This is a genomic window from Fortiea contorta PCC 7126, assembly GCF_000332295.1.
GTDB lineage: Bacteria > Cyanobacteriota > Cyanobacteriia > Cyanobacteriales > Nostocaceae > Fortiea > Fortiea contorta.
The window spans coordinates 4579518-4599558 of sequence record NZ_KB235930.1 but is presented as its reverse complement, the minus strand read 5'-3'; the positions used below and the strand labels follow the sequence as shown (position 1 = coordinate 4599558).

The window sequence follows — 20041 nt, the reverse complement described above, 5'->3', positions numbered from 1 at the left end:
GCCGGGTTTTACTTTATACAACTCTCATAAAAATGGCGGGGGAGGTGTGGGAAGAGGGGGAAGAGGGGGAAGTGTGGGAAGGGTGGGGGGTGTGGGGGGTGTGGGGGGTGTGGGAGGTGTGGGAAGAGGGGGAAGAGGGGGAAGAGGGGGAAGTGTGGGAGGTGTGGGGGGTGTGGGAGGAAGGAGAAGACGGGGAAGATTACAAGCGTCAGCATAAGTTCTTCAATTCTTTTTCTCCCCACACTCCCCACACTCCCCACACTCCCCACCTCCCCACCTCCCCACCTCCCCATCTCCCCACTCTATCCTTGATACGGATTACCGATTCTATCTACGGAGACGTTGTAGGAGAATGGTAAGCGCCCAGGGTTGAGGCGTGGTTCGGCTGCGTAACCGACGGGAACAACAACAGCGATCGCTAAATCTGGATCTGTTATCCCAATCACTTCTTTGACTTTTTCTTCAATCCAACCATTCATAAAGCAGGTGGATAAACCCAAGCTTTCTGCAGCTAATACTAAATGGGTAGCAGCAATGATGGCATCTTTAATGGCGTATTCTCGCCGTTTGTCTCCCAATCCTGCTTGAAATTGGGGAATAGAATTTTTAAAGTAGTTGACAGTGCCCTCACTCCATGCTCCAGTTGCCCGTCCTTGTTCTAAAATCGGGGTTAAGTCTTTTTCTCCTGCAGTCGCATCAGCCGCAAACACGAATGTAACCGGGGCTTGGACGATTTGCTGTTGGTTCCATGAGGCTACTGAGAGGGCGGCTCTTTGTGCTTCGTCTTGGACAAGAATAATCTGCCAAGCTTGGATATTGAAACTGCTGGGTGCGGCGACGGTTAACTCTACCAGTTGCTTGAGTAGTTCTGGAGTGATGGGGTCTGTTTTGAAGGTTTTGATGGAGCGACGCTGAATAATGGCGCTGGGTACATCTAACGGTTGAGCTTGAATTGACGGACTCATGAGATTCTCCAGAGTGTAGGATTTACAACACAGCTTAGGCGTTTTATGGGTGGAAAACAATTATTAACTGCTGGTTACTTGCTCACCAGCTGCAGTCCAAAATGGATAGTCGATGTATCCTTTTTCACCACCACCGTAGAAGGTTGCTTCGTCTGCTGCGTTCAGCGGTGCGTTGAGGGCTAGGCGTCTGGGTAAATCTGGGTTGGAAATAAAGAGGGTGCCAAAAGCAACTAAGTCTGCGGCTTTGTTTGCCAGGACTGTATCACCTTTTTCACGGGTATAACCACCGTTAACGATGAGTGTTCCGGTAAAGCGTGAGCGCAGATGATCGGTTGGTACTACTGTTCCCCCGTGTCGGATATCTGCGTCTGTGGCTTCAAAAATATGCAAATATGCCAAATTAAATCGGTTCAAGGCTTGGGCTGCATAACCAAAGGTTTCTAGAGGGTGGGAGTCCCGGATATGGTTAAATGTCCCACTGGGAGAAAGTCTCACCCCCACGCGGTCAGCATCCCAAACGCTGGTTACTGCTGCAGTTATTTCTAACAGCAATCGGGCGCGATTTTCTACTGCACCCCCATACTCATCTGTGCGACTGTTAGTAGAATCTCTGAGAAATTGGTCAATTAAATAACCATTAGCTGCGTGAATTTCTACTCCATCAAACCCAGCAGCTAGCGCGTTGGCGGCTCCTTGGCGAAACTGTTCTACAATTTCGGGAATCTCTGCTGTTTCCAAAGCGCGGGGTGTTACATAAGGCTTGAGTCCGGTAAAGGTGACGACGTTACCAGGGGGAGCAATAGCTGAAGGCGCTACGGGTAAGGCTCCCTCTGGTTGGAAGTCTGGATGAGAAATTCTCCCTACATGCCATAGTTGCAGAAAAATTCTCCCTCCCTCTCGATGCACTGCGTCTGTAACTAGTTTCCACCCTTCCACTTGTGCTGGTGAATGAATTCCTGGTGTAAAGGGATACCCCTGTCCTTGGGGTGAAACTTGTGTGGCTTCGGCAATAATTAATCCCGCAGAGGCGCGCTGGGCGTAATAAGTAGCATTAATAGAATGCGGTACATTTCCCTCACCGGCTCGGTTTCGCGTCAAGGGAGCCATAACAATTCGGTTGGGTAATTCCAGATTTCCCAATTGATATGATGAGAATAAGTTAATGTCAGTGGTCATGACTATATCTCCAAAGTTAAGAGGGAACAGGGAACGGGGAACAGGGAAATCCCATACTTAAAAGCAGGGGATTTGAAGCAGACGTATTTTTTCTGGCGCTGTGCGTCGCCAAAAAAATGTTTTTATTTATGAAAAAATAAACTCAGGGGCTTCAAACCCATATTCTTCTGGGCTTGGCGAAGATGATTAATCAAAAACAACCAAAAATTGCTCGATAAGCTTCATACTTCATACTTCATCCTTCACACTTCATACTTCATACTTCACACTTCACACTTCACACTTCACACTTCATACTTCATCCTTTTGATCAAATATGCTGTGATAAAGTCTTAGTCAGTGTGGTTTTTGGTACTGCGCCTACAACTGTATCAACTTGCCGACCACCTTTGAACACCATAAGTGTAGGAATGCTGCGAATTCCATAATGGCTAGCAACGGTGGGGTTTTGATCTGTGTTCAGTTTTACCACTTTGAACAGCCCTTCATATTCGCCAGCAACTTCATCGACAACCGGAGCTACCATTCGACAAGGGCCGCACCAAGGCGCCCAAAAGTCCACTAAAACTGGAAGTTTGCTTTCTAAGACTTCTAGTTTGAATGTGGCTTCTGTAACATTTGTAATGGATGACATTAGTTGTCCTCCTTGATAATTCGTTTATTCGATAATATCGAATAATAAAAATATAAGCTATTTGATGAGACAATGCAAGTATGAAATTCTTGTATCACCCAGACCGAAAAAATATTTCTTTACCAGGGGTGTTGTACGCGCTGGGGGATCCGGTGCGGTTAGAGATTGTGCGGTTACTAGCGACTAAGGGTGAGCAGTGTTGTGCTGGGTTTGACTTTGCGATCGCTAAATCTACGATGTCCAACCATTTTAAAATTTTACGAGAATCGGGGGTGGTTTTAACTCGCAAAGAAGGAACGCAACATATCAACACATTGCGACGTGAGGATTTAGAGGCGCTGTTTCCGGGATTGCTGGATGCTGTGTTGCGTTCAGCCAAGCCTTTGGGAGTGTATCCCTCTGTTGTTTAAAAATATAGCAGGGAACAGGGAACAGGAAACAGGGAACAGGGAACAGGAAACAGGGTTGAAAGTCTGTTTGTGTAAGGGTTTTATCTTTAGCTTATGTCCTAACCTATGTGGCTATAGCTATGCTTTCGTCAGTCTGTGATCAGGAACTCTTAACGGGGAACGGGGAACAAGGAACACTGAGTTTATATATGATTCCTATAGCTGATGATCTTGCGGATATGAAATCAAGCGATGCGACGACGATACCAAATCTCTAGCCGACGATTACTGATAATTGCTGGTATCAGTCTACTGCTATCACCGTTCCTGCTTTATGGATATCTTTGTTTGTTGCGTCCACCCCGGACAAACCAACAGCAAACATTATTTAATGGTGTTGTTTATCAGCGGCGTGCTTTACCTACACCACGCCCAGTGATGATGCATATCGTGACTGTTGACTTGACAACACCAGGGATAAAAGCCTTAGTTACTCCAGGAACACCAACTCAAACTCATGGTATCACTACAGCTCGGACTACATCAGAATTTTTGGATGAATTCAAACTGCAAATAGCCATCAACGCTAGCTACTTCCATCCTTTTCGAGAAAATAACCCCTGGGACTACTATCCGCACAGCAGCGATATTTCCCATCCTTGGGGAGATGCAATTTCTAATGGTTCTCGCTACGCTAAACCACAAAAGAATTGGGCTGTGGTGTGTATTTCTCAGCAAAATAAAGCGCAAATTTTAGCGAGCGGTAGTTGTCCTCAAGATACAGCTCAAGGGGTTGCAGGTAAGCAGATTTTGGTAGCTGATAGAAAGCCTATGTTTTATCAGTCAACGGATGCGCTGGATATTAAACCTTATCCACGGGTGGCGGTGGCTGTCAACCGCGAGGGGACAAAACTGTGGTTAATTGCTGTTGATGGTAAACAAAAATTTTACAGTGAAGGATTGACGATCGCTGAGTTTACAAACATTGTGGCAGAACTAGGTGTACATAACGCAGTGAACATGGATGGTGGCGGTTCTACCACATTAGCGATCGCCACCAGTAGCGGTGCTCAGGTATTAAATGCACCGATTCATACCAACGTACCCATGCGGGAACGCCCAGTAGCTAATCACTTGGGCTTTTTCGCTACACCGCTTCACAGTCAGAAATAGCCGTCGGATTTTACAAATTACAACCGTATTGTCCAATAAACCACACCTCAACGGACGGACACCACTACCGTTGCAAAGATTAAAATTGCTTAACACTTCGTTACACTATGAACATCGAGAGCAAAAAACCTCTTGTGTTGAAATCAAAGGTGGACGACATGAACGGCACAATTCGCGTTGGTAATCTCTTCGGTATTCCTTTTTATATCCATCCTTCGTGGTTTTTAGTTCTAGGATTGGTCACTTGGAGCTATGGTAGTGGGTTGGCGGCGCAATTTCCGCAGATATCTGGAGTGTTAGCTTTGCTACTGGGATTGATGACAGCGCTGTTGTTGTTCGCCTCTGTCGTCGCTCATGAATTAGGACATAGTTTCGTGGCTATCAGTCAGGGAATTGATGTCAAATCCATCACCTTATTTATCTTTGGTGGGTTAGCCAGTTTAGAGAAAGAATCAAAGACCCCAGGTGAAGCGTTTTGGGTAGCCATTGCTGGGCCTTTAGTGAGCTTACTGTTGTTTGGTGTCTTTACAGCCATTGGTTTTGTCACTCCTGTATCAGGAGCCGCAGCAGCAATTCTCGGCGTCCTCGCTGCTGTAAACTTATCGCTAGCACTGTTTAACTTGATTCCTGGCTTGCCTTTAGATGGCGGTAATATACTAAAAGCTTTAGTGTGGAAGGTAACAGGTAATCCCTATAAAGGCGTGACATTTGCTAGTCGAGTTGGTCAAGTTTTTGGTTGGGTAGCGATCGCATCTGGCTTAATTCCTCTAATATTATTTGGCAGCCTTAACAATTCCTGGAATTTAATCATCGGTTTCTTCTTACTGCAAAATGCAGGTAATGCTGCACAATTCGCCAGAGTGCAAGAAAAACTCACTGGTTTAACAGCCTCGGATGCAGTGACACCTGATAGCCCCGTGGTTGCTGGTAGCATGAGTTTAAGAGAATTTGCCGAAGCACAAATATTATATGGGCAAAACTGGCAAAAGTTTTTAGTGACTGACGATGAAGGTCAACTGGTAGGCGCTTTCGGTGTCAATGACTTGCGAAATATCTCCACAACATTATGGTCAGAAACTCAAGTCAAAGATATCATGCGACCAATGGTAGAATCTACCACAGTCCAATCTGACCAACCACTTTTGGAAGCTGTACAGATTCTCGAACAGCAAAAGCTTTCCGCGCTTCCTGTCATTCGTGATAACGGCGTAGTGGTGGGAATCTTAGAAAAAGCAGCGGTTATCCAGTTAATTCAGCAGCGGTCATCCCAACTTCACCCCGCATAACTTCTGAATTTAAAATACTCATCTCATCCCTCTCTCAGAATTTCTGAGGGAGTTTATTTTATAACAGGGAACAGGGAACAGGAACGTAGACCCAACATTCGGGTCGCTTCGTTGGGTTGCGCTGCGCTTAACCCAACCTATTTTTCTACTTTTCCAGTTTGAAAATAGTCCCTAACCCCTATTCCCTATTCCCTATTCCCTGCTATATCGCTGTCGAGCTACGTGGTAGCAGCTAGACTAGTAACAACAATCATAAGGAATACCATGATGAGCGATCGCGATTACACACTAATTATTGACAAAAGCGGCAGTATGTCCACTCCTGACCAAATGGGTGGTAAAAGTAGATGGGAGATAGCCCAAGAATCTACTCTCGCTTTAGCCAGAAAATGCGAACAATTTGACCCAGACGGCATTACCATATACGTATTTTCTGGAAGATTTAAGCGCTACGACGATGTGACCTCAGCCAAAGTCGCGCAGATATTTCTCGAAAATGACCCAGCAGGGACAACTAACTTAGCGAGTGTACTCCAAGACGCACTCAATAACTACTTTAAACGCAAAGCTGCTGGTCAAACGAAAGCTAATGGTGAGACAATTTTAGTGATCACCGATGGAGAACCAGACGATCGCAGAGCAGTATTCGAGGTAATTATCAATGCTACTCGTCAGATGGATCGTGATGAAGAGTTAGCAATTTCCGTTATTCAAGTTGGTTCTGATCCGCAAGCGACTAAGTTTCTCAAAGCTTTAGATGACCAGTTGCAAAGTGTAGGAGCTAAATTTGATATCTGCGACACGGTGACTTTAGATGATTTAGAAGAAATGAGCCTTGCTGATGTCTTAATGAATGCAATCACTGACTAATTATTTTATGGTAGGCGGGTAAGCAAAATGACCGGAGGTACAGAAATGCTAGAAAATCGTGACTACACCTTGATCATCGATAAAAGTGGGAGCATGGCTACCCCAGATCAAAAAGGTGGTAAAAGCAGATGGTTTACAGCGCAAGAATCTACTTTAGCTTTGGCTAGCAAATGCGAACAATTTGACCCAGATGGAATTACTATCTATGTGTTTTCTGGCAAATTTAAACGCTATGAAAATGTGACCTCAGCCAAGGTAGGACAAATTTTCAAAGAAAATGATCCTTCAGGAACCACCGATTTAGCAGGAGTGTTAAAACATGCAACTGATGATTATTTTCAACGCAAAGGTGCTGGTCAAACTAAGCAAAATGGTGAAACAATTTTAGTTGTCACCGACGGCGAACCTGATGATCGCAAAGCAGTGATGAAAGTAATTATTGAAGCTTCGCGCCGCATGGATCGAGATGAAGAATTAGCAATTTCTTTTATTCAAGTCGGGACAGACGCCCAAGCTACTCGCTTTCTCAAAGTTTTAGATGACGAATTGCAGGGAGCCGGTGCTAAATTCGATATTTGTGACACCATTACAATGGAAGATATGGAAGACATGAGTTTATCGGAAGTGTTACTCAACGCCATTAACGACTAGTAGAAGACGACGCCAATAAATCACTTGCTATACCAATTCAAAATTCACTGATTCAAAGTTAATAAAACTGTATTTTATAAAAGTTGAGGAGTTAGAATTTGTAGCTGAATTTTGCCGAATTGGTTTTTAAAAACACTCAAAATCTTACTGTCCAAATTTCTTTCTTTCATCCTTCAGCCTTTTCGTACTAGCCATTCTTTTGAAAGGACTTGCAATCATGGATGCTCTAGAAAAGCTGTTAGCTGAACTGCAAACTGAATATCAACAAACAAAACCTGTTTCACCACAGCCACAACAAAATATAGCTAAACCATCCATCCCCGCATCACCAAAATCTTTATCTTTAATAGATGGGATTTTGGATGAAGTCAAAGCCGATTTTATTCAACAAGATCAGGCTGAGGAGTTGCGAAAACAGCAAGAACTAGCAGCAGAAAAAATTCGCCAAGCACAACTCAAAGCCAAACAACAAGAGGCTTTAAAAACTAGTGCCAAAGAATGGTTAAATAAATTAGATCCTTTTTCACCGGAAGGGCTGTGGTTTGAAAGATTTGCTGAGGGATATCCTTCAAAATTAGCAGCAGCGATTGAATATCTACAAACTAATTAATCGGTAATTTTTCAGGGCGATTTATTTGAGCATAATTTTGCACAGCCCATTCATGCATAGCATAGAGAATTGGTTGTAAACTTTCCCCCAAGGGTGTCAGAGAATATTCAACTCTTGGGGGAATTTGTGCGTAAACTTCTCGATGAATAATCCCGTCTTCTTCCATTTCTCTGAGTTGCTGTGTCAGCATTTTTTGGGTAATTCCCGGTAAAGCCCGTTGTAATTCCCCAAAGCGTTTCATCCCTATCATTAATTCTCTGATAATTAAAACTTTCCAGCGTCCACCAATTACCTTGAGTGTAGTTTCCACTTCACAAGTCAATCTGCTGTGGTTTTCTGCTTCAGCTTTCATGGTTACTTTTAGTAAGTATCTTACTTTTGCTAAAAATGCGATCGCCCAAGCTGTCGCTAATTGGTAATATTTCGTAGTCAGGACTTTAGTCCTAGATTTTTTAGCACTAAAGCGCTGACTACAAACTCATTTAGGTGGTTACTGGTTCATTGACAACCAACTCCGGTGCTGGTGCTGGTTGTTCCATTTCTGGTGGTAAACCGTAAATGGATCTGTACAAATTCACATATTGCTTTGCTGATTGATACCAGCTAAAGTCTTGACTCATACCACGTTTTTGTAATTCTTGCCATTGGGGTTTAAAGCGGAAGCCTTCCCAAGCCCGAATCATACAAGTGAAGAGATCCAGCGGTTCATAACGGTCAAAACAGTAACCAGTACCTGCACCGTTTATGGGGTCATAATGAGATACAGTATCAACTAGCCCACCTGTGCGACGAACGATAGGTACGCAACCATAACGCAAAGCCATCATTTGGCTGATACCGCAAGGTTCAAAGCGACTAGGCATTAAAAAGGCGTCAGTACCAGCATAAATGCGCCGTGATAGGGCATCATTATACAGTAGGTAAGTTGCCATGCGTCCGGGATAACGGGATGCTAACTGCCACATTTGCGTTTCGTAATAGCGATCGCCTGTTCCCAACAACACGAACTGAGCATCAGTATAAGCCAAAAAGCGATCCAAAATTTGGATCACTAAATCCAAGCCTTTTTGTTCAACTAATCTTGTCACCATGCCAACTAAAAAGGCATTGCTATTTACTTCTAACCCTACCTCTTCTTGCAGCGCAATTTTATTCGCCTTGCGTTGATCTAGGCTATCACTACTAAAAGCTTGGGTGATGAGTTTATCGTTTTCTGGATTATAAACTTCCGTATCGATGCCGTTAATAATTCCCGATAACTTACCACTAATAAAAGATAGTAAACCTTCTAAAGTTTCACCATATGCAGTTGTTTTGATTTGCTCGGCATAAGTCGGCGAAACTGTATTTACCTTATCTGCATATTGCACCGCTGCAGCCATTGTGTTGTGTCCTTGCATATACCAAGGACACCAAGTAATTTTCTCTAAAAACCAACGCCAAGGCCCTTGATAAGCTAGGTTATGAATAGTAAATACACTGGTGATATCTGGGTCTTGGTTCATCCACACAGGAATCATCCCTGTGTGCCAATCATGACAATGGACTATTTCTGGTTTCCAATAATTCCAGCAAAACTCCGCCGCACCGTTAGCAAACAATGTGAACCGCCAGTCTTCATCATCTCCAGAATAGATGCGTCTGGGCGTAAAGGCGGGATGTCCAAATAGATACAAGGGAACATCTGTACCAGGTAAAACACTTTCATAAACAGCGAAGTTCTGGAACATGGCATATCCCCGCCAAATCGGTTCCTGGGGAATTTGCATTTTATCTGGCAGGAAACCATAATAAGGCATGAATATTCGCACATCATGCCCCATCTGTCTCAATATTTTGGGTAATGCACCTACAACGTCGCCCATTCCACCAACTTTTGCAACTGGCGCTGCTTCTGCTGCTACAAATAGAATCCGCATGGTAATTTTTGTTTCCCTGGTACTCTCTTTGACGGTGATCAGCTTCGAGTTTTGGCCTGATTACCGATTAATGTCCACTGATTACTTATCTAATCACATCGTTTGCACAATAAATTAAGCACCACGCTGAATTTCGGTAAATATTTCCGCGAGGATAACTTGTGCGCCTTGGTCACGCAAGGTATTTGCCAGTTTTGTACCTAGTTGTTCGGCGCTGCTAGCGGGGCCTGTGACGGTATCTTTGACTAGTTTTTGACCATCCACACTGGCGACTATCCCTGTGAGTGTAAGATTTTCTTCCTCAATTACCGTATTTACACCGATGGGTACTTGACAACCGCCTTCGAGATCCCGTAAGAAAGCTCTTTCTGCGAGACAGCGATCGCGTGTGGGAGGGTGTTCAATGGCTTTGAGTAAGGAAATCAATTCGGTATCATCTGCTCGGCATTCTATCCCTAATGCACCTTGACCGACGGCGTGGAGAGAAATTTCTTTAGGTAAAATTTGATGAACGCGATCGCTCATTCCCAAGCGCTCTAACCCAGCTACTGCCAAAATTAAAGCATCATACTCACCTGCATCCAGTTTCGCCATCCTTGTATTCAAATTGCCCCGCACATCTTTAAACTCGAAGTGGGGGAAATGGTGACGCAACTGTGCTAACCGTCGTAGAGAAGATGTGCCGATTACTGTACCCTCTGGGAGAGTGTCAATTTGTTGACCTTTGTACTTTTCATGCAATACCAGCGCATCTGCGGGGTTTTCCCGTTCAGTAATCGCCGCGAGCGTTAACCCTTCTGGTAAATTAGTCGGTAGATCTTTGAGAGAATGAACTGCAAAGTCAATCTCCTGGTTAATCATTCCCAATTCTAATTCTTTCGTAAATAGTCCCTTGTCACCAATCTTGGCTAAGGCTACATCCAGGATTTTGTCGCCTTGGGTAGACATGGTGTGGACTTCAAAAGTAATATCTGGGAAGCTTTTCTGGAGTTGCTCTTGCACCCAGTAGGTCTGAACCAGAGCAAGTTGACTCTTACGAGAACCGATGCGAATCGTGCGTGGGGGACTGGAAACAACTGAAGTCATAAAACAATAATGTCAAACCAGGCGATAAATTCACTCTCATCTAGACTACCGCAGTGGGTGACTGTTGAGATTGAAATCGCCTAATTTGGGTCAAGTTTATTTTTGTTATTGTTTACATTTATTCACAATTTTTTCTTTCTGGAAGCAATCAATGTTGTCATCTCACACCAAATTGGCGTAGATAAAATTCTTGGCGATATCTAGAACTATCTGCGAGTGAGGATATTTAATCTCAAATCCCCAATCTCCAGTCCAAAACTGATATCAACGGGTGGGTTGGAGATATTCCTGTAATTGTTTCGTCCGTTGGTTAGTAGTAGATTCCAAACAACCGAAATAAATTGCCGGCGCAATAGTTCCTCCCTCATATCCACTTCTTTCAAAATCACAACTAGTGTCTCTAAATTTGAGCCATGCTTGTTGAGCGGTGATGAGTTTTTGTTTTCTAGAAGCTGATAATTTTGGCAGCAGTTGTTGGTAACTTTGGTTCAATTTCTTATCAGCAGCTTGATAAGCTAACTGAGCACATTGATTGATTTGTGATTGAGTTTGAGCATTATTACAGTTGAGCTTTTGCGTTAAGTAAATATTTGAGATCTCAACTGGTGTACTGGCTATTGTCACTGTCGCAGTAGACAAACTGCCAAGAGTTAATACAGTAATGAAAGTAGATAATAACTGGTGCATGGTAAACATTGTATCTGCGTGTATTTAAAAAATACCAAAAAAAGTACATACTTGGTACATGCCCCGCCCCCCAGTTAAGCAGAACCATTCCCAAATCCAACATCCTCGCATCGATTGACTCTTCCGCAATAGATATCTGTGTCAGTAATGTCAGTTATTTTGAACTTGGTATTTTATCCTTACAAAAAATCAAAAATCTTGCCAACTAAGATGTTAAGTAATATGTCCAAAATCAAGTCACTACTAACGATAGACCCGCACATTATTTCTCTTGATAGATATGAAAAACATATATTAATCTTTTAATTCTATACAGAAACGTAAACCTAACACAGAAAATACTTTGCTAAAGAGCAAAGGAGAAAGTACCCTATGTCATACGTGAATCGAGTCGGTGATGATGTTGTTCCTCCAGACCCCGTGATAGCAAGTCGAGTAACTGAATACCGCGATCGCGTGCGCTGGGGTCCAATCATTTCTGGAGTTTTGGTAGCCTTGGCTACTCAATTGATTATCAGTGCTCTTTTTGGCGCCATTGGTGCAGGTAGTGTTGCCGGCTCAGGAGCACCTAGATCAATCGCCCCCGGCGTTGCAAGTAATATCGGTATTTGGTCAACCGTCGCTTTGTTAATTTCTCTCTTCACTGGCGGTTGGGTGACAACTCGTGCCTGCGGCCCCATGAACCGCAATACAGCTTTGCTCAATGGTGCGATTCTTTGGGCTACTACATTAGCTCTCAGTTCTTGGTTATTAGCAAGCGGGGTATCAGGTGCTTTTGGTGTTGCTGCTTCCAACGCCGCGCAAGTTTTGAACCAAGCACAACAGCCAGGGGTTAACATACCACAAAATATACCATCTGTCACTGCTGAACAAGCTCGTGATATTGCCGCAGCCACCTCTAGAAGTTTATGGTGGTTTGTATTAGGCTCCCTATTGGGTTTAGCTGCAGCCATGATCGGGGCTGTAACCGGCGCTCGTAATCCTCGCACAAACGGTTACAACACCTAAAAAAGTATCTGTAAAACTAGATATGGTAAATTTTCAAGCACCTTTTTCAGGTGCTTTATTTTATTTGCAGAAATACCGGGTGAGTGTATTCAAATTCAGAACGCGCACCAAACAATAGGATACAGTGCGTAGACACGCAGTGGCTTGTCGTCAGACATCGCTGGAAAGCAGAAATAGCCTTTCACCTTGCATTCTAATTCAAGTCAGCCTAACGTTCCCAATCAGCGGTGGTAGATAACTCTGAACTCAGCACCAGAGGCGTTTGCTGCATCGGGGCTGTTAGTTGGCTGACTGTAACAACCGTACAAAACCTTCCTGTTCAAAATGTCGATCAGTTGTTAATGCTTGAGAAACTCCCCGTTGACGCATCAGAATGAAACTGACAGCATCGCAGAGTGAATAAGTCTTGTCTTGCCGTAGAATTAGCAACTCAATTGCTGCTCGATGTATTGGTTCATCAACCCATACTGTCTCTATATCCGGGCTGCTTAACAGATCAACTACAAAATTAAGCACCGAGGAACGCGAAAATCGTCGTGCATTTGCAAGTGCTACATATTCCGCAATAATGTAACTATGAGTCAAACATATAGTGGCTTTTTGATACTCAACACAAGCTTGTGTGTGAAGTGGCTCAGTTGAGAAGTGTAGACAGAGTAATCCAGACGTATCGAGGAGCATTATTCTCCCTCATGGGTACTGGCATACTCTCTAGCCAGATCACCATCAATGCTTTCGTTATCTAAATTTGTAGAACTGCATAGTTCTAAAGTCCCGAAATGACGCTCAAACCTTGCCCGCGCTGCACTCTTTTCATCTTCATTTAGAAGTAACTTGAAAGTCTGAGTGAACTTTTGCTCCAACAAGGTAGCAGCTAACTGTGCTGGAGAGATTCCAATTACTTGTGCTTGTAGCTGAATGGCAGCAAACACCTGTTCGCTCAGTTCTAAAGTCAGACTTTGGCTCATAAGGGCTTAAGAATGCAGATGTAGTCTGATTATAACCTTCCTAAAAACAGCGACTTTGGTTGGGTATCAGGATATTTTTCGTAGATATGATCAACGGCTAAGTGCGATCGCACTTAGCAAAAATAGCCTTTCACCTTTCATATAAATTCAAGTCAGCCTAACGATTGTGTTCAGCGACTGTCAGTAACCTTTGCATCCACACCAGCAGCCTGATTCAGTCCGCTGCAAAAGCGTTGTTGTGCTGCTGTCGCTGCTAACACACTGACAACAAAACTTCTTCTACAGGTTTTGGCACTTTGATCGGGTAAAACCGATTTGCAGAAAAAGCGTAATCTTCACCGCTCTCATCAATTACCCGAATCAGCCCATTTGCACTTGCCTGTTCATCAACAATCACTCGATATATTTTGCCGACTTCCAATGATGCTTTGTAGCCTTCATTGTTCAGGCATACGGCAAACTGATTTAATTGGGCTTGCTCGGTGTTCATAGTCAATCTAGAAACGGTAGTTTGAGCTTAAACTCTTTTTTGCCGATTCCATGAGCCTCATACCAGTGGATCTCAGCTAACCGTATCATACCGTTTGCAAGCTGAACTTGGGCAATACCCTTCAACTTTCTCCACTTGCCTCGACCATACTGCCTCTGTAATCGTGCCCGATCGCGGATTCCTGTTCCTGTGGCAATCACCTCAACATCAGCGATATCGCCAATAATCTCAAAGTCCACGTCAGAGCAACCCGAAAAGGAAAAGTGCTACTTGATACTAACGTATCTTGCTAGGTCTAGTGATAAAACTTATGCTTGTATTTTTTACACTGCTGCGATCGCACTTAGCAGAAATAGCCTTTCACCTTGCATTCCAATTCAAGTCAGCCAACGTTCCCAATCAGTGGGGTAGATCAGACCAAACTCAGCACGAGGGATTTTCTTCAGTTCGCTGCATTTGAATTGTTATGTCACGACCACTCCAGCAGAATCAATCCTCAGCAGATTGCTTGCTGCTCCAAAAAAGTTGCAGCGCTGACTCATCAAATATGTAAGCTGACTCACTATCCCTAATTACTCGTTTACCAAGCCGAGGAAAAATTCCAATGTCTAAGCGCCCTGCTTCTCCACCTATCAGATATACAAGGTCTTCATTAAATGGGTTGCGAAGATGATGGGGTTGTTGAGGTAGCCCAAATCCCATAAAGTCTCCTGGTTCAACTTCGTATGACCTATCTCCAATTTCCGCAATACCTCGACCTGACAAGATGTAAACCCATTCTTCTTCATTCTGGTGAGCGTGATAAATGAAAGATTCCTTGCCTGATGGTACACGAGCAATCGTCACACCAATGCGTTTAAGACCGACAGCACGCCCAAGAAACCGTAAATAAATTTCCGAATTGGGATTGAGCGGATGATGAAACTCAAACGCATCCATTGAATTAATATCTGATACTTTGAGCAGAGAATGTTGTTCATCAGTCATATTGATGTTCTCCTATCAAGTTGACATAAAGCCTAAACCGCTCCGCAGACACCCTTCACTTATCACCGTACCGAAACCTTAAGATAATTCAATCTCAACTGTTGACAAATAATCTTTTGGTTATGTGCTGTGGCTACATCAAGGCAAAAATTAGCATTTCACGCTGTTCCATTTCTCTACAAATAGGCATTAAACCAAGAATTTACCACTTGAGATAAGATGCTTCTATTCCCTGTTCGCGTCTAATTTTTCCGTCTTTTTCAAACCAAGCAATAACTTGTTTAGTGGTTAATTCTTCAATTTTGATACCATAATCTTCAGCGATATGCTGCAAGAGTTTTAGTGATGAAATTGTGAGTCTTGTTAAAAACTTTTCTGGGGAAGATAACAAAGCGGCGTCTACATCTGCGGACTCTTCTAAGGTTAAAAATTGGGTTGATGGTTGCTGTGGTGGTAAATCCATAAATTCAAAATGCCAAATTGCAGAAATTATACTCTTAAGAGCGAGTTTGTACCAAATAGCCGCAACGATGTTCGCCGTTGATCAGCCAGTGGGTACGCTCTACTGTACAATCTGGTAGGACAGCGGCAAACATTTCTAACTCATGACCGCAGACAGTGGGGAAAGACTCAGCGACGTTGGCAATGGCGCATTTATGCTCGATGAAGATAAAGCGATGTCTACCGACAAGCTGCTTTGCATCTACGCACACCTGATCACTCGTGTTTACAGGATGATATTCAGCCATAAAACCTTCGGCTTGTCTGAGTTCAACTAACTTGGCGACACGTTCTTCGACTGTACCTTGACCCAAGCGATCGCGGTATTCTTGCGCTTTGCGCTGCCATTGTTTGTGTAAAATTGTTTTGAATTGATCGTGTCCCATGGTTTCGGCTAAAGTATCCAACAGCGAAACCGCAAAATCACCGTGTCCATCACCAAAGCGATCGCTCACTGTCCGATGTAGGCGATCGCGTCCCCGATTGCTCAATTGATAAACATGCTGTGGACGCCCCATCCCCCCTTGTACAGACGTTGAATATAAAATTAACTCTTCAGCCTCCAAATCCTTCAAATGACGACGAATCGCCTGCTTGCTCACATCTAAAATCTCAGCAAGCTCAACAGCCGTTGCATTTTCGTGTTTCCAGAGATATTCCAGGATATCTTGCTTCGTTGAGGACTGGTGGGTAGTCGCCATCTTTTCTACCAGACGTTCCACAAACGCCCGAAAAATTTTTTAGGAAAATTTGACTTTAACAACATTGTTGTTGTTAATTTTAGCGTAAAATGAAGATACATTAAACAACAGAGATGTTGTTTTACTCTCCAACCCCATTCTAACAGCCGTCAATCGGCTAACTGCAGCCCGTCTCTGCTTCTTCCTTAGAGAGATTCACGATCCGAACACAAGAGACTAACACCGATGAGCGCCACTGTCAAAACCTTAGTCAACCAACCTTACAAGTACGGCTTCGTCACTGATATTGAGGCCGACACTATTCCGCGTGGACTAAACGAGGATGTTATCCGCTTGATCTCCACTAAGAAGAACGAGCCGGAGTTCATGTTAGAGTTTCGCCTCAAAGCCTATCGCCAGTGGCAAAAAATGACGGAGCCAACTTGGCCGAGCGTCAAGTATCCACCAATTGATTATCAGGATATCATCTACTACTCAGCACCGAAACAAAAAAAAGCCAAGCTCAACAGCTTAGATGAAGTAGATCCTACCCTCCTAGAAACCTTTGAGAAACTCGGTATTCCCCTCTCAGAACAAAAGCGACTGTCGAATGTAGCTGTCGATGCGATTTTTGATAGCGTTTCTGTCGCTACAACCTTTAAAGAAAAACTCCTCAAAGACGGTGTAATTTTCTGCTCAATTTCCGAAGCCTTGCAAGAATATCCAGAGCTAGTGAAAAAATATCTGGGTAGCGTCGTCCCTGTAGCCGATAATTATTTTGCCGCCCTGAATGCTGCTGTATTTAGTGATGGCTCTTTTGTCTATATTCCTAAAGGCGTAAAATGCCCAATGGAATTGTCTACCTACTTCCGCATCAACTCCGGTGATACGGGACAATTCGAGCGGACTTTAATTGTCGCTGAAGAAGGTAGCTATGTTTCATATTTAGAAGGTTGTACAGCGCCAATGTATGACAGCAACCAGCTACACGCTGCAGTTGTGGAACTTGTCGCCCTTGACAACGCAGAAATTAAATATTCCACCGTGCAAAACTGGTATGCAGGCGACGCCAACGGTAAAGGTGGTATTTATAACTTTGTCACCAAGCGTGGTTTGTGCCAAGGTGTCAATTCCAAAATTTCCTGGACACAAGTAGAAACAGGTTCAGCAATCACTTGGAAATATCCTAGCTGCGTCTTGGTAGGTGATAACTCTGTGGGTGAATTTTACTCAGTAGCGCTGACAAATAATATGCAGCAAGCCGACACCGGGACAAAGATGATTCATATCGGCAAAAACACCCGCAGCACAATTATTTCTAAAGGAATCTCTGCAGGTAAATCTAGTAATAGCTATCGGGGTTTGGTGAAAGTCAATCCTAATGCAAAAGGCGCGAGAAATTATTCCCAATGTGACTCGATGTTGATTGGAGATAACGCCCATGCAAACACTTTCCCTTACATCCAAGTGCAAAATAATTCGGCGAAAGTAGAGCATGAAGCTTCCACTTCTAAAATTGGGGAAGACCAGTTATTCTACTTTGCTCAACGGGGAATTTCACCAGAAGATGCAATTTCCATGATGATTAGTGGCTTCTGCAAAGATGTTTTTAATCAGCTACCTATGGAATTTGCAGTGGAAGCAGATAAATTGTTGAGCTTGAAACTTGAAGGTAGCGTTGGCTAAAGCCACGACGAAAAATTAAAAGAGGGAACATGATTATTGAAAATAGCGAAGTTGTGCTGTCAGTCAGAGATTTGACAGCTGAAGTTGATGGAAATCCGATTCTTAAAGGTGTGAATTTGGCAGTCCGTTATGGCGAAATTCACGCGATTATGGGGCCGAATGGTTCGGGAAAAAGCACCTTTTCTAAAGTATTAGCCGGACATCCAGCGTATACGGTCACTGGTGGTGAGGTGATTTTCCAAGGACAAAATTTACTGGAATTAGAACCAGCCGAAAGAGCACAATCGGGAGTATTTTTAGCATTTCAATATCCTCTAGAAATTCCCGGTGTGAGTAATTTAGATTTCTTGCGAGTGGCTTATAATTCTCGCCGCAAAGCCCAAGGTTTAGAAGAAATTGATGCGTTTGATTTTGATGATTTGATTGAAGAAAAACTGGATGTGGTGAAGATGAATCCGGCTTTTCTCAATCGCAGTCTCAACGAAGGGTTTTCTGGTGGGGAAAAGAAGCGCAACGAAATTTTGCAAATGGCCCTGTTGGCGCCAAAATTAGCGATTCTGGATGAGACTGATTCTGGTTTAGATATTGATGCGTTAAAAATTGTCGCGCAAGGGGTAAATCAGCTAACAAATCCGGAAAATGCCACAATCATGATTACCCACTACCAGCGCTTGCTAGATTATATTATCCCAGATTTTGTCCATGTGATGGCACACGGTAAGATCATCACTAGCGGTGGTAAAGAATTGGCGCTGGAATTGGAGTCTCGCGGTTATGACTGGGTATTAGAAGATGCTGCAGTCGAGGTGGGTGTGTAATGTCTAGTCAAGTTTCCCCCAGCCTAGTTGCAGATTTAGTTGATAGAGATGCCGATTTAGTAGCATTGTTAAACCAAGTAACAGTACCAAAATCAGCAGATTGGTTGCAAGAGTTGCGCGATCGCGCTACAAATTGGGTACGTCACTCTACTATCCCCACCACCCGTGAAGAGGAATGGCGGTTTACAGATTTGTCTGCTTTGCGAAAGCTGCAGTTAAATTCTGTGGAGACACGAAACTTGGCGTCTCTACAAATTGATATTTTGCCAGAAGCGGTGAATTGGTTGGTGTTTGTCAATGGTATTTATGCGCCAGAGTTGTCAAATATTGCAGATTTACCAGTTGGCGTTGTCGTCAGCAACTTGACAGCGTTATCCGTAGACAAGCAGGAACGTGTTAGTAAGTATTTAGCACAATGTGAGGGAGCGCAAGAGGTATTTACGGCGCTGAATACCGCTGGATTAAGTGACGCAGCGGTGGTGTTGGTGGGGAAAAATATCGCAGTTGAGACACCAATTCATTTGGTATTTGTCGCAGTTGCTGGTGAGATAGCGACAATTTCCCAGCCTCGTTGTTTAGTAGTGGCAGAACGTGGCAGCAGCGTCACACTAATTGAAGAGTATCACAACGCCAGTAACTCTGAGCAGCAGCAAGTTTACCTCACCAACGCCGTGACGGAAATTTGGTTAGCTGAGAATGCCCAAGTGAGTCACACTAGAGTCATGCGAGAAAGTGCACAAGCTTTCCATATCGGCAAAACGGCTGTTACCCAAGCTCGTGATAGTCGATATACTGGGAATGCGATCGCTATAGGTGCAAAAATATCGCGTCACAATTGGGAGATTTTGCAAACTGGCGAACAAACCCAAACCACTCTCAACGGTTTAACGATGATTTGGGAGCAACAGCTAGGGGATACTCACAGTGCGATCGCTTTGAATTATCCTTATGGTGTTAGTCAGCAACTACATAAATGTATTGTCGGCGATCGTGCCCATGCAGTGTTCAATGGTAAAGTTTTTGTCCCCAAACCAGCACAGCAAACAGACGCAGGACAATTAAATCGCAATTTGTTACTATCATCTAAAGCCAGAGTTGATACTAAACCCCAACTGGAAATCACCGCTGATAACGTCAAATGTGCTCACGGTGCGACTGTCAGCCAGTTGGAAGATGATGAAATATTCTATCTCCAAAGTCGGGGAATTGATGAAAACGCCGCTCGCAAATTATTAATTAACGCCTTCGCAGCCGAAATCATCAACCAAATACCAATTCTATCCCTGCGAGAAATCCTTCTAAACACAGTCAATAGTCTTAAGTCTCTCACAAATAGCTGAATTAATAGTAATTCGTAGTTAATAGTTAAACACTAACAAATTACGAATTATGTAGACGCACAAAGTAGAGTTTTCCATTCACGTAGCGTCTTTGCCAGGAGCAGGATATCACGAATT

Annotated in this window: 24 protein-coding genes; 11 read left to right on the top strand and 13 right to left on the bottom strand. The window is 43.6% G+C overall.

The genetic code is table 11. From position 1 onward, the window contains the following. Nucleotides 1-44 precede the first annotated feature (44 nt). Nucleotides 45-359 (top strand): hypothetical protein, encoded by a 315-nt coding sequence (locus MIC7126_RS31595; RefSeq protein ID WP_238553663.1) that lies wholly within the window; start codon nt 45-47, stop codon nt 357-359. Here the strand turns inward: MIC7126_RS31595 and MIC7126_RS0121405 are convergent. The 3 genes from MIC7126_RS0121405 to trxA form a co-directional block, all read right to left on the bottom strand. Beyond that, complete coding sequence (locus tag MIC7126_RS0121405; protein WP_017655204.1) at nt 303-965, bottom strand: nitroreductase family protein; 663 nt, start codon at nt 963-965, stop codon at nt 303-305. The genes MIC7126_RS31595 and MIC7126_RS0121405 overlap by 57 nt on opposite strands. A gap of 63 nt (nt 966-1028) precedes the next feature. Next, complete coding sequence (locus tag MIC7126_RS0121400) at nt 1029-2141, bottom strand: alkene reductase (RefSeq protein WP_017655203.1); 1113 nt, start codon at nt 2139-2141, stop codon at nt 1029-1031. Between the two features lie 310 nt (nt 2142-2451). After that, complete coding sequence (gene trxA, locus MIC7126_RS0121395) at nt 2452-2775, bottom strand: thioredoxin (RefSeq protein ID WP_017655202.1); 324 nt, start codon at nt 2773-2775, stop codon at nt 2452-2454. A gap of 80 nt (nt 2776-2855) precedes the next feature. On the opposite strand from trxA, the gene MIC7126_RS0121390 reads away from it, so the two are divergent. From MIC7126_RS0121390 to MIC7126_RS0121360, 6 genes are all read left to right on the top strand, one after another. Next, on the top strand, nt 2856-3185 hold the full coding sequence (locus MIC7126_RS0121390; RefSeq protein WP_017655201.1) for an ArsR/SmtB family transcription factor: 330 nt from the start codon (nt 2856-2858) through the stop codon (nt 3183-3185). Between the two features lie 231 nt (nt 3186-3416). Continuing rightward, nucleotides 3417-4337: a phosphodiester glycosidase family protein gene (locus MIC7126_RS0121385; RefSeq protein WP_017655200.1), complete on the top strand. Its 921-nt coding sequence runs from the start codon at nt 3417-3419 to the stop codon at nt 4335-4337. Between the two features lie 158 nt (nt 4338-4495). Beyond that, nucleotides 4496-5623: a site-2 protease family protein gene (locus MIC7126_RS0121380; protein WP_017655199.1), complete on the top strand. Its 1128-nt coding sequence runs from the start codon at nt 4496-4498 to the stop codon at nt 5621-5623. Nucleotides 5624-5887: 264 nt separating this feature from the next. After that, complete coding sequence (locus MIC7126_RS0121375; RefSeq protein ID WP_026100440.1) at nt 5888-6493, top strand: vWA domain-containing protein; 606 nt, start codon at nt 5888-5890, stop codon at nt 6491-6493. A gap of 45 nt (nt 6494-6538) precedes the next feature. Beyond that, the gene (locus MIC7126_RS0121370; RefSeq protein WP_026100439.1) at nt 6539-7144 is read left to right on the top strand and encodes a vWA domain-containing protein; all 606 of its coding nucleotides are present in this window, start codon (nt 6539-6541) and stop codon (nt 7142-7144) included. A 217-nt stretch (nt 7145-7361) separates the two neighbouring features. Beyond that, nucleotides 7362-7754: a salt stress protein, Slr1339 family gene (locus tag MIC7126_RS0121360; protein ID WP_017655195.1), complete on the top strand. Its 393-nt coding sequence runs from the start codon at nt 7362-7364 to the stop codon at nt 7752-7754. On the opposite strand, the gene MIC7126_RS0121355 is transcribed toward MIC7126_RS0121360, so the two are convergent. The 4 genes from MIC7126_RS0121355 to MIC7126_RS0121340 form a co-directional block, all read right to left on the bottom strand. Next, nucleotides 7747-8106, bottom strand: coding sequence for a winged helix-turn-helix transcriptional regulator (locus MIC7126_RS0121355; RefSeq protein ID WP_017655194.1), 360 nt, complete (start codon nt 8104-8106; stop codon nt 7747-7749). The two genes, MIC7126_RS0121360 and MIC7126_RS0121355, sit on opposite strands and share 8 nt — an antisense overlap. 130 nt (nt 8107-8236) lie before the next feature. Beyond that, the gene (gene glgA / locus MIC7126_RS0121350) at nt 8237-9673 is read right to left on the bottom strand and encodes a glycogen synthase GlgA (RefSeq protein WP_017655193.1); all 1437 of its coding nucleotides are present in this window, start codon (nt 9671-9673) and stop codon (nt 8237-8239) included. A 114-nt stretch (nt 9674-9787) separates the two neighbouring features. Next, complete coding sequence (gene hemC / locus MIC7126_RS0121345) at nt 9788-10759, bottom strand: hydroxymethylbilane synthase (RefSeq protein WP_017655192.1); 972 nt, start codon at nt 10757-10759, stop codon at nt 9788-9790. 264 nt (nt 10760-11023) lie between these two features. Then, nucleotides 11024-11455, bottom strand: coding sequence for a lysozyme inhibitor LprI family protein (locus MIC7126_RS0121340; RefSeq protein WP_017655191.1), 432 nt, complete (start codon nt 11453-11455; stop codon nt 11024-11026). A 363-nt stretch (nt 11456-11818) separates the two neighbouring features. Between MIC7126_RS0121340 and MIC7126_RS0121335 the strand changes: the two genes are divergently transcribed. Then, nucleotides 11819-12454, top strand: a complete 636-nt coding sequence (locus MIC7126_RS0121335; protein ID WP_017655190.1) for a hypothetical protein — start codon at nt 11819-11821, stop codon at nt 12452-12454. Nucleotides 12455-12733: 279 nt separating this feature from the next. On the opposite strand, the gene MIC7126_RS0121330 is transcribed toward MIC7126_RS0121335, so the two are convergent. The 6 genes from MIC7126_RS0121330 to sufR form a co-directional block, all read right to left on the bottom strand. Further along, complete coding sequence (locus MIC7126_RS0121330) at nt 12734-13135, bottom strand: type II toxin-antitoxin system VapC family toxin (protein WP_017655189.1); 402 nt, start codon at nt 13133-13135, stop codon at nt 12734-12736. Further along, the gene (locus tag MIC7126_RS0121325) at nt 13135-13422 is read right to left on the bottom strand and encodes a hypothetical protein (RefSeq protein ID WP_017655188.1); all 288 of its coding nucleotides are present in this window, start codon (nt 13420-13422) and stop codon (nt 13135-13137) included. The genes MIC7126_RS0121330 and MIC7126_RS0121325 overlap by 1 nt, the downstream gene beginning before the upstream one ends. Before the next feature lie 253 nt (nt 13423-13675). After that, the gene (locus MIC7126_RS0121315; protein WP_017655186.1) at nt 13676-13912 is read right to left on the bottom strand and encodes a hypothetical protein; all 237 of its coding nucleotides are present in this window, start codon (nt 13910-13912) and stop codon (nt 13676-13678) included. 489 nt (nt 13913-14401) lie between these two features. After that, nucleotides 14402-14899 (bottom strand): cupin domain-containing protein, encoded by a 498-nt coding sequence (locus tag MIC7126_RS0121305; RefSeq protein WP_017655184.1) that lies wholly within the window; start codon nt 14897-14899, stop codon nt 14402-14404. 202 nt (nt 14900-15101) lie between these two features. Then, nucleotides 15102-15362 carry a hypothetical protein gene (locus MIC7126_RS0121300; RefSeq protein ID WP_017655183.1) on the bottom strand — a complete coding sequence of 87 codons (261 nt, stop codon included), beginning with the start codon at nt 15360-15362 and terminating at the stop codon, nt 15102-15104. Between the two features lie 34 nt (nt 15363-15396). After that, complete coding sequence (sufR, locus tag MIC7126_RS0121295; protein WP_017655182.1) at nt 15397-16101, bottom strand: iron-sulfur cluster biosynthesis transcriptional regulator SufR; 705 nt, start codon at nt 16099-16101, stop codon at nt 15397-15399. A gap of 225 nt (nt 16102-16326) precedes the next feature. Between sufR and sufB the strand changes: the two genes are divergently transcribed. The 3 genes from sufB to sufD are packed head-to-tail and all read left to right on the top strand — an operon-like array spanning nt 16327 to nt 19924. Then, nucleotides 16327-17766, top strand: coding sequence for a Fe-S cluster assembly protein SufB (gene sufB, locus MIC7126_RS0121290; protein ID WP_017655181.1), 1440 nt, complete (start codon nt 16327-16329; stop codon nt 17764-17766). Nucleotides 17767-17795: 29 nt separating this feature from the next. Continuing rightward, entirely contained in the window at nt 17796-18584 is a 789-nt protein-coding gene (gene sufC, locus MIC7126_RS0121285) for a Fe-S cluster assembly ATPase SufC (RefSeq protein WP_017655180.1), read from the top strand. Continuing rightward, nucleotides 18584-19924, top strand: a complete 1341-nt coding sequence (gene sufD / locus MIC7126_RS0121280; protein ID WP_017655179.1) for a Fe-S cluster assembly protein SufD — start codon at nt 18584-18586, stop codon at nt 19922-19924. The genes sufC and sufD overlap by 1 nt, the downstream gene beginning before the upstream one ends. Nucleotides 19925-20041 lie beyond the last annotated feature (117 nt).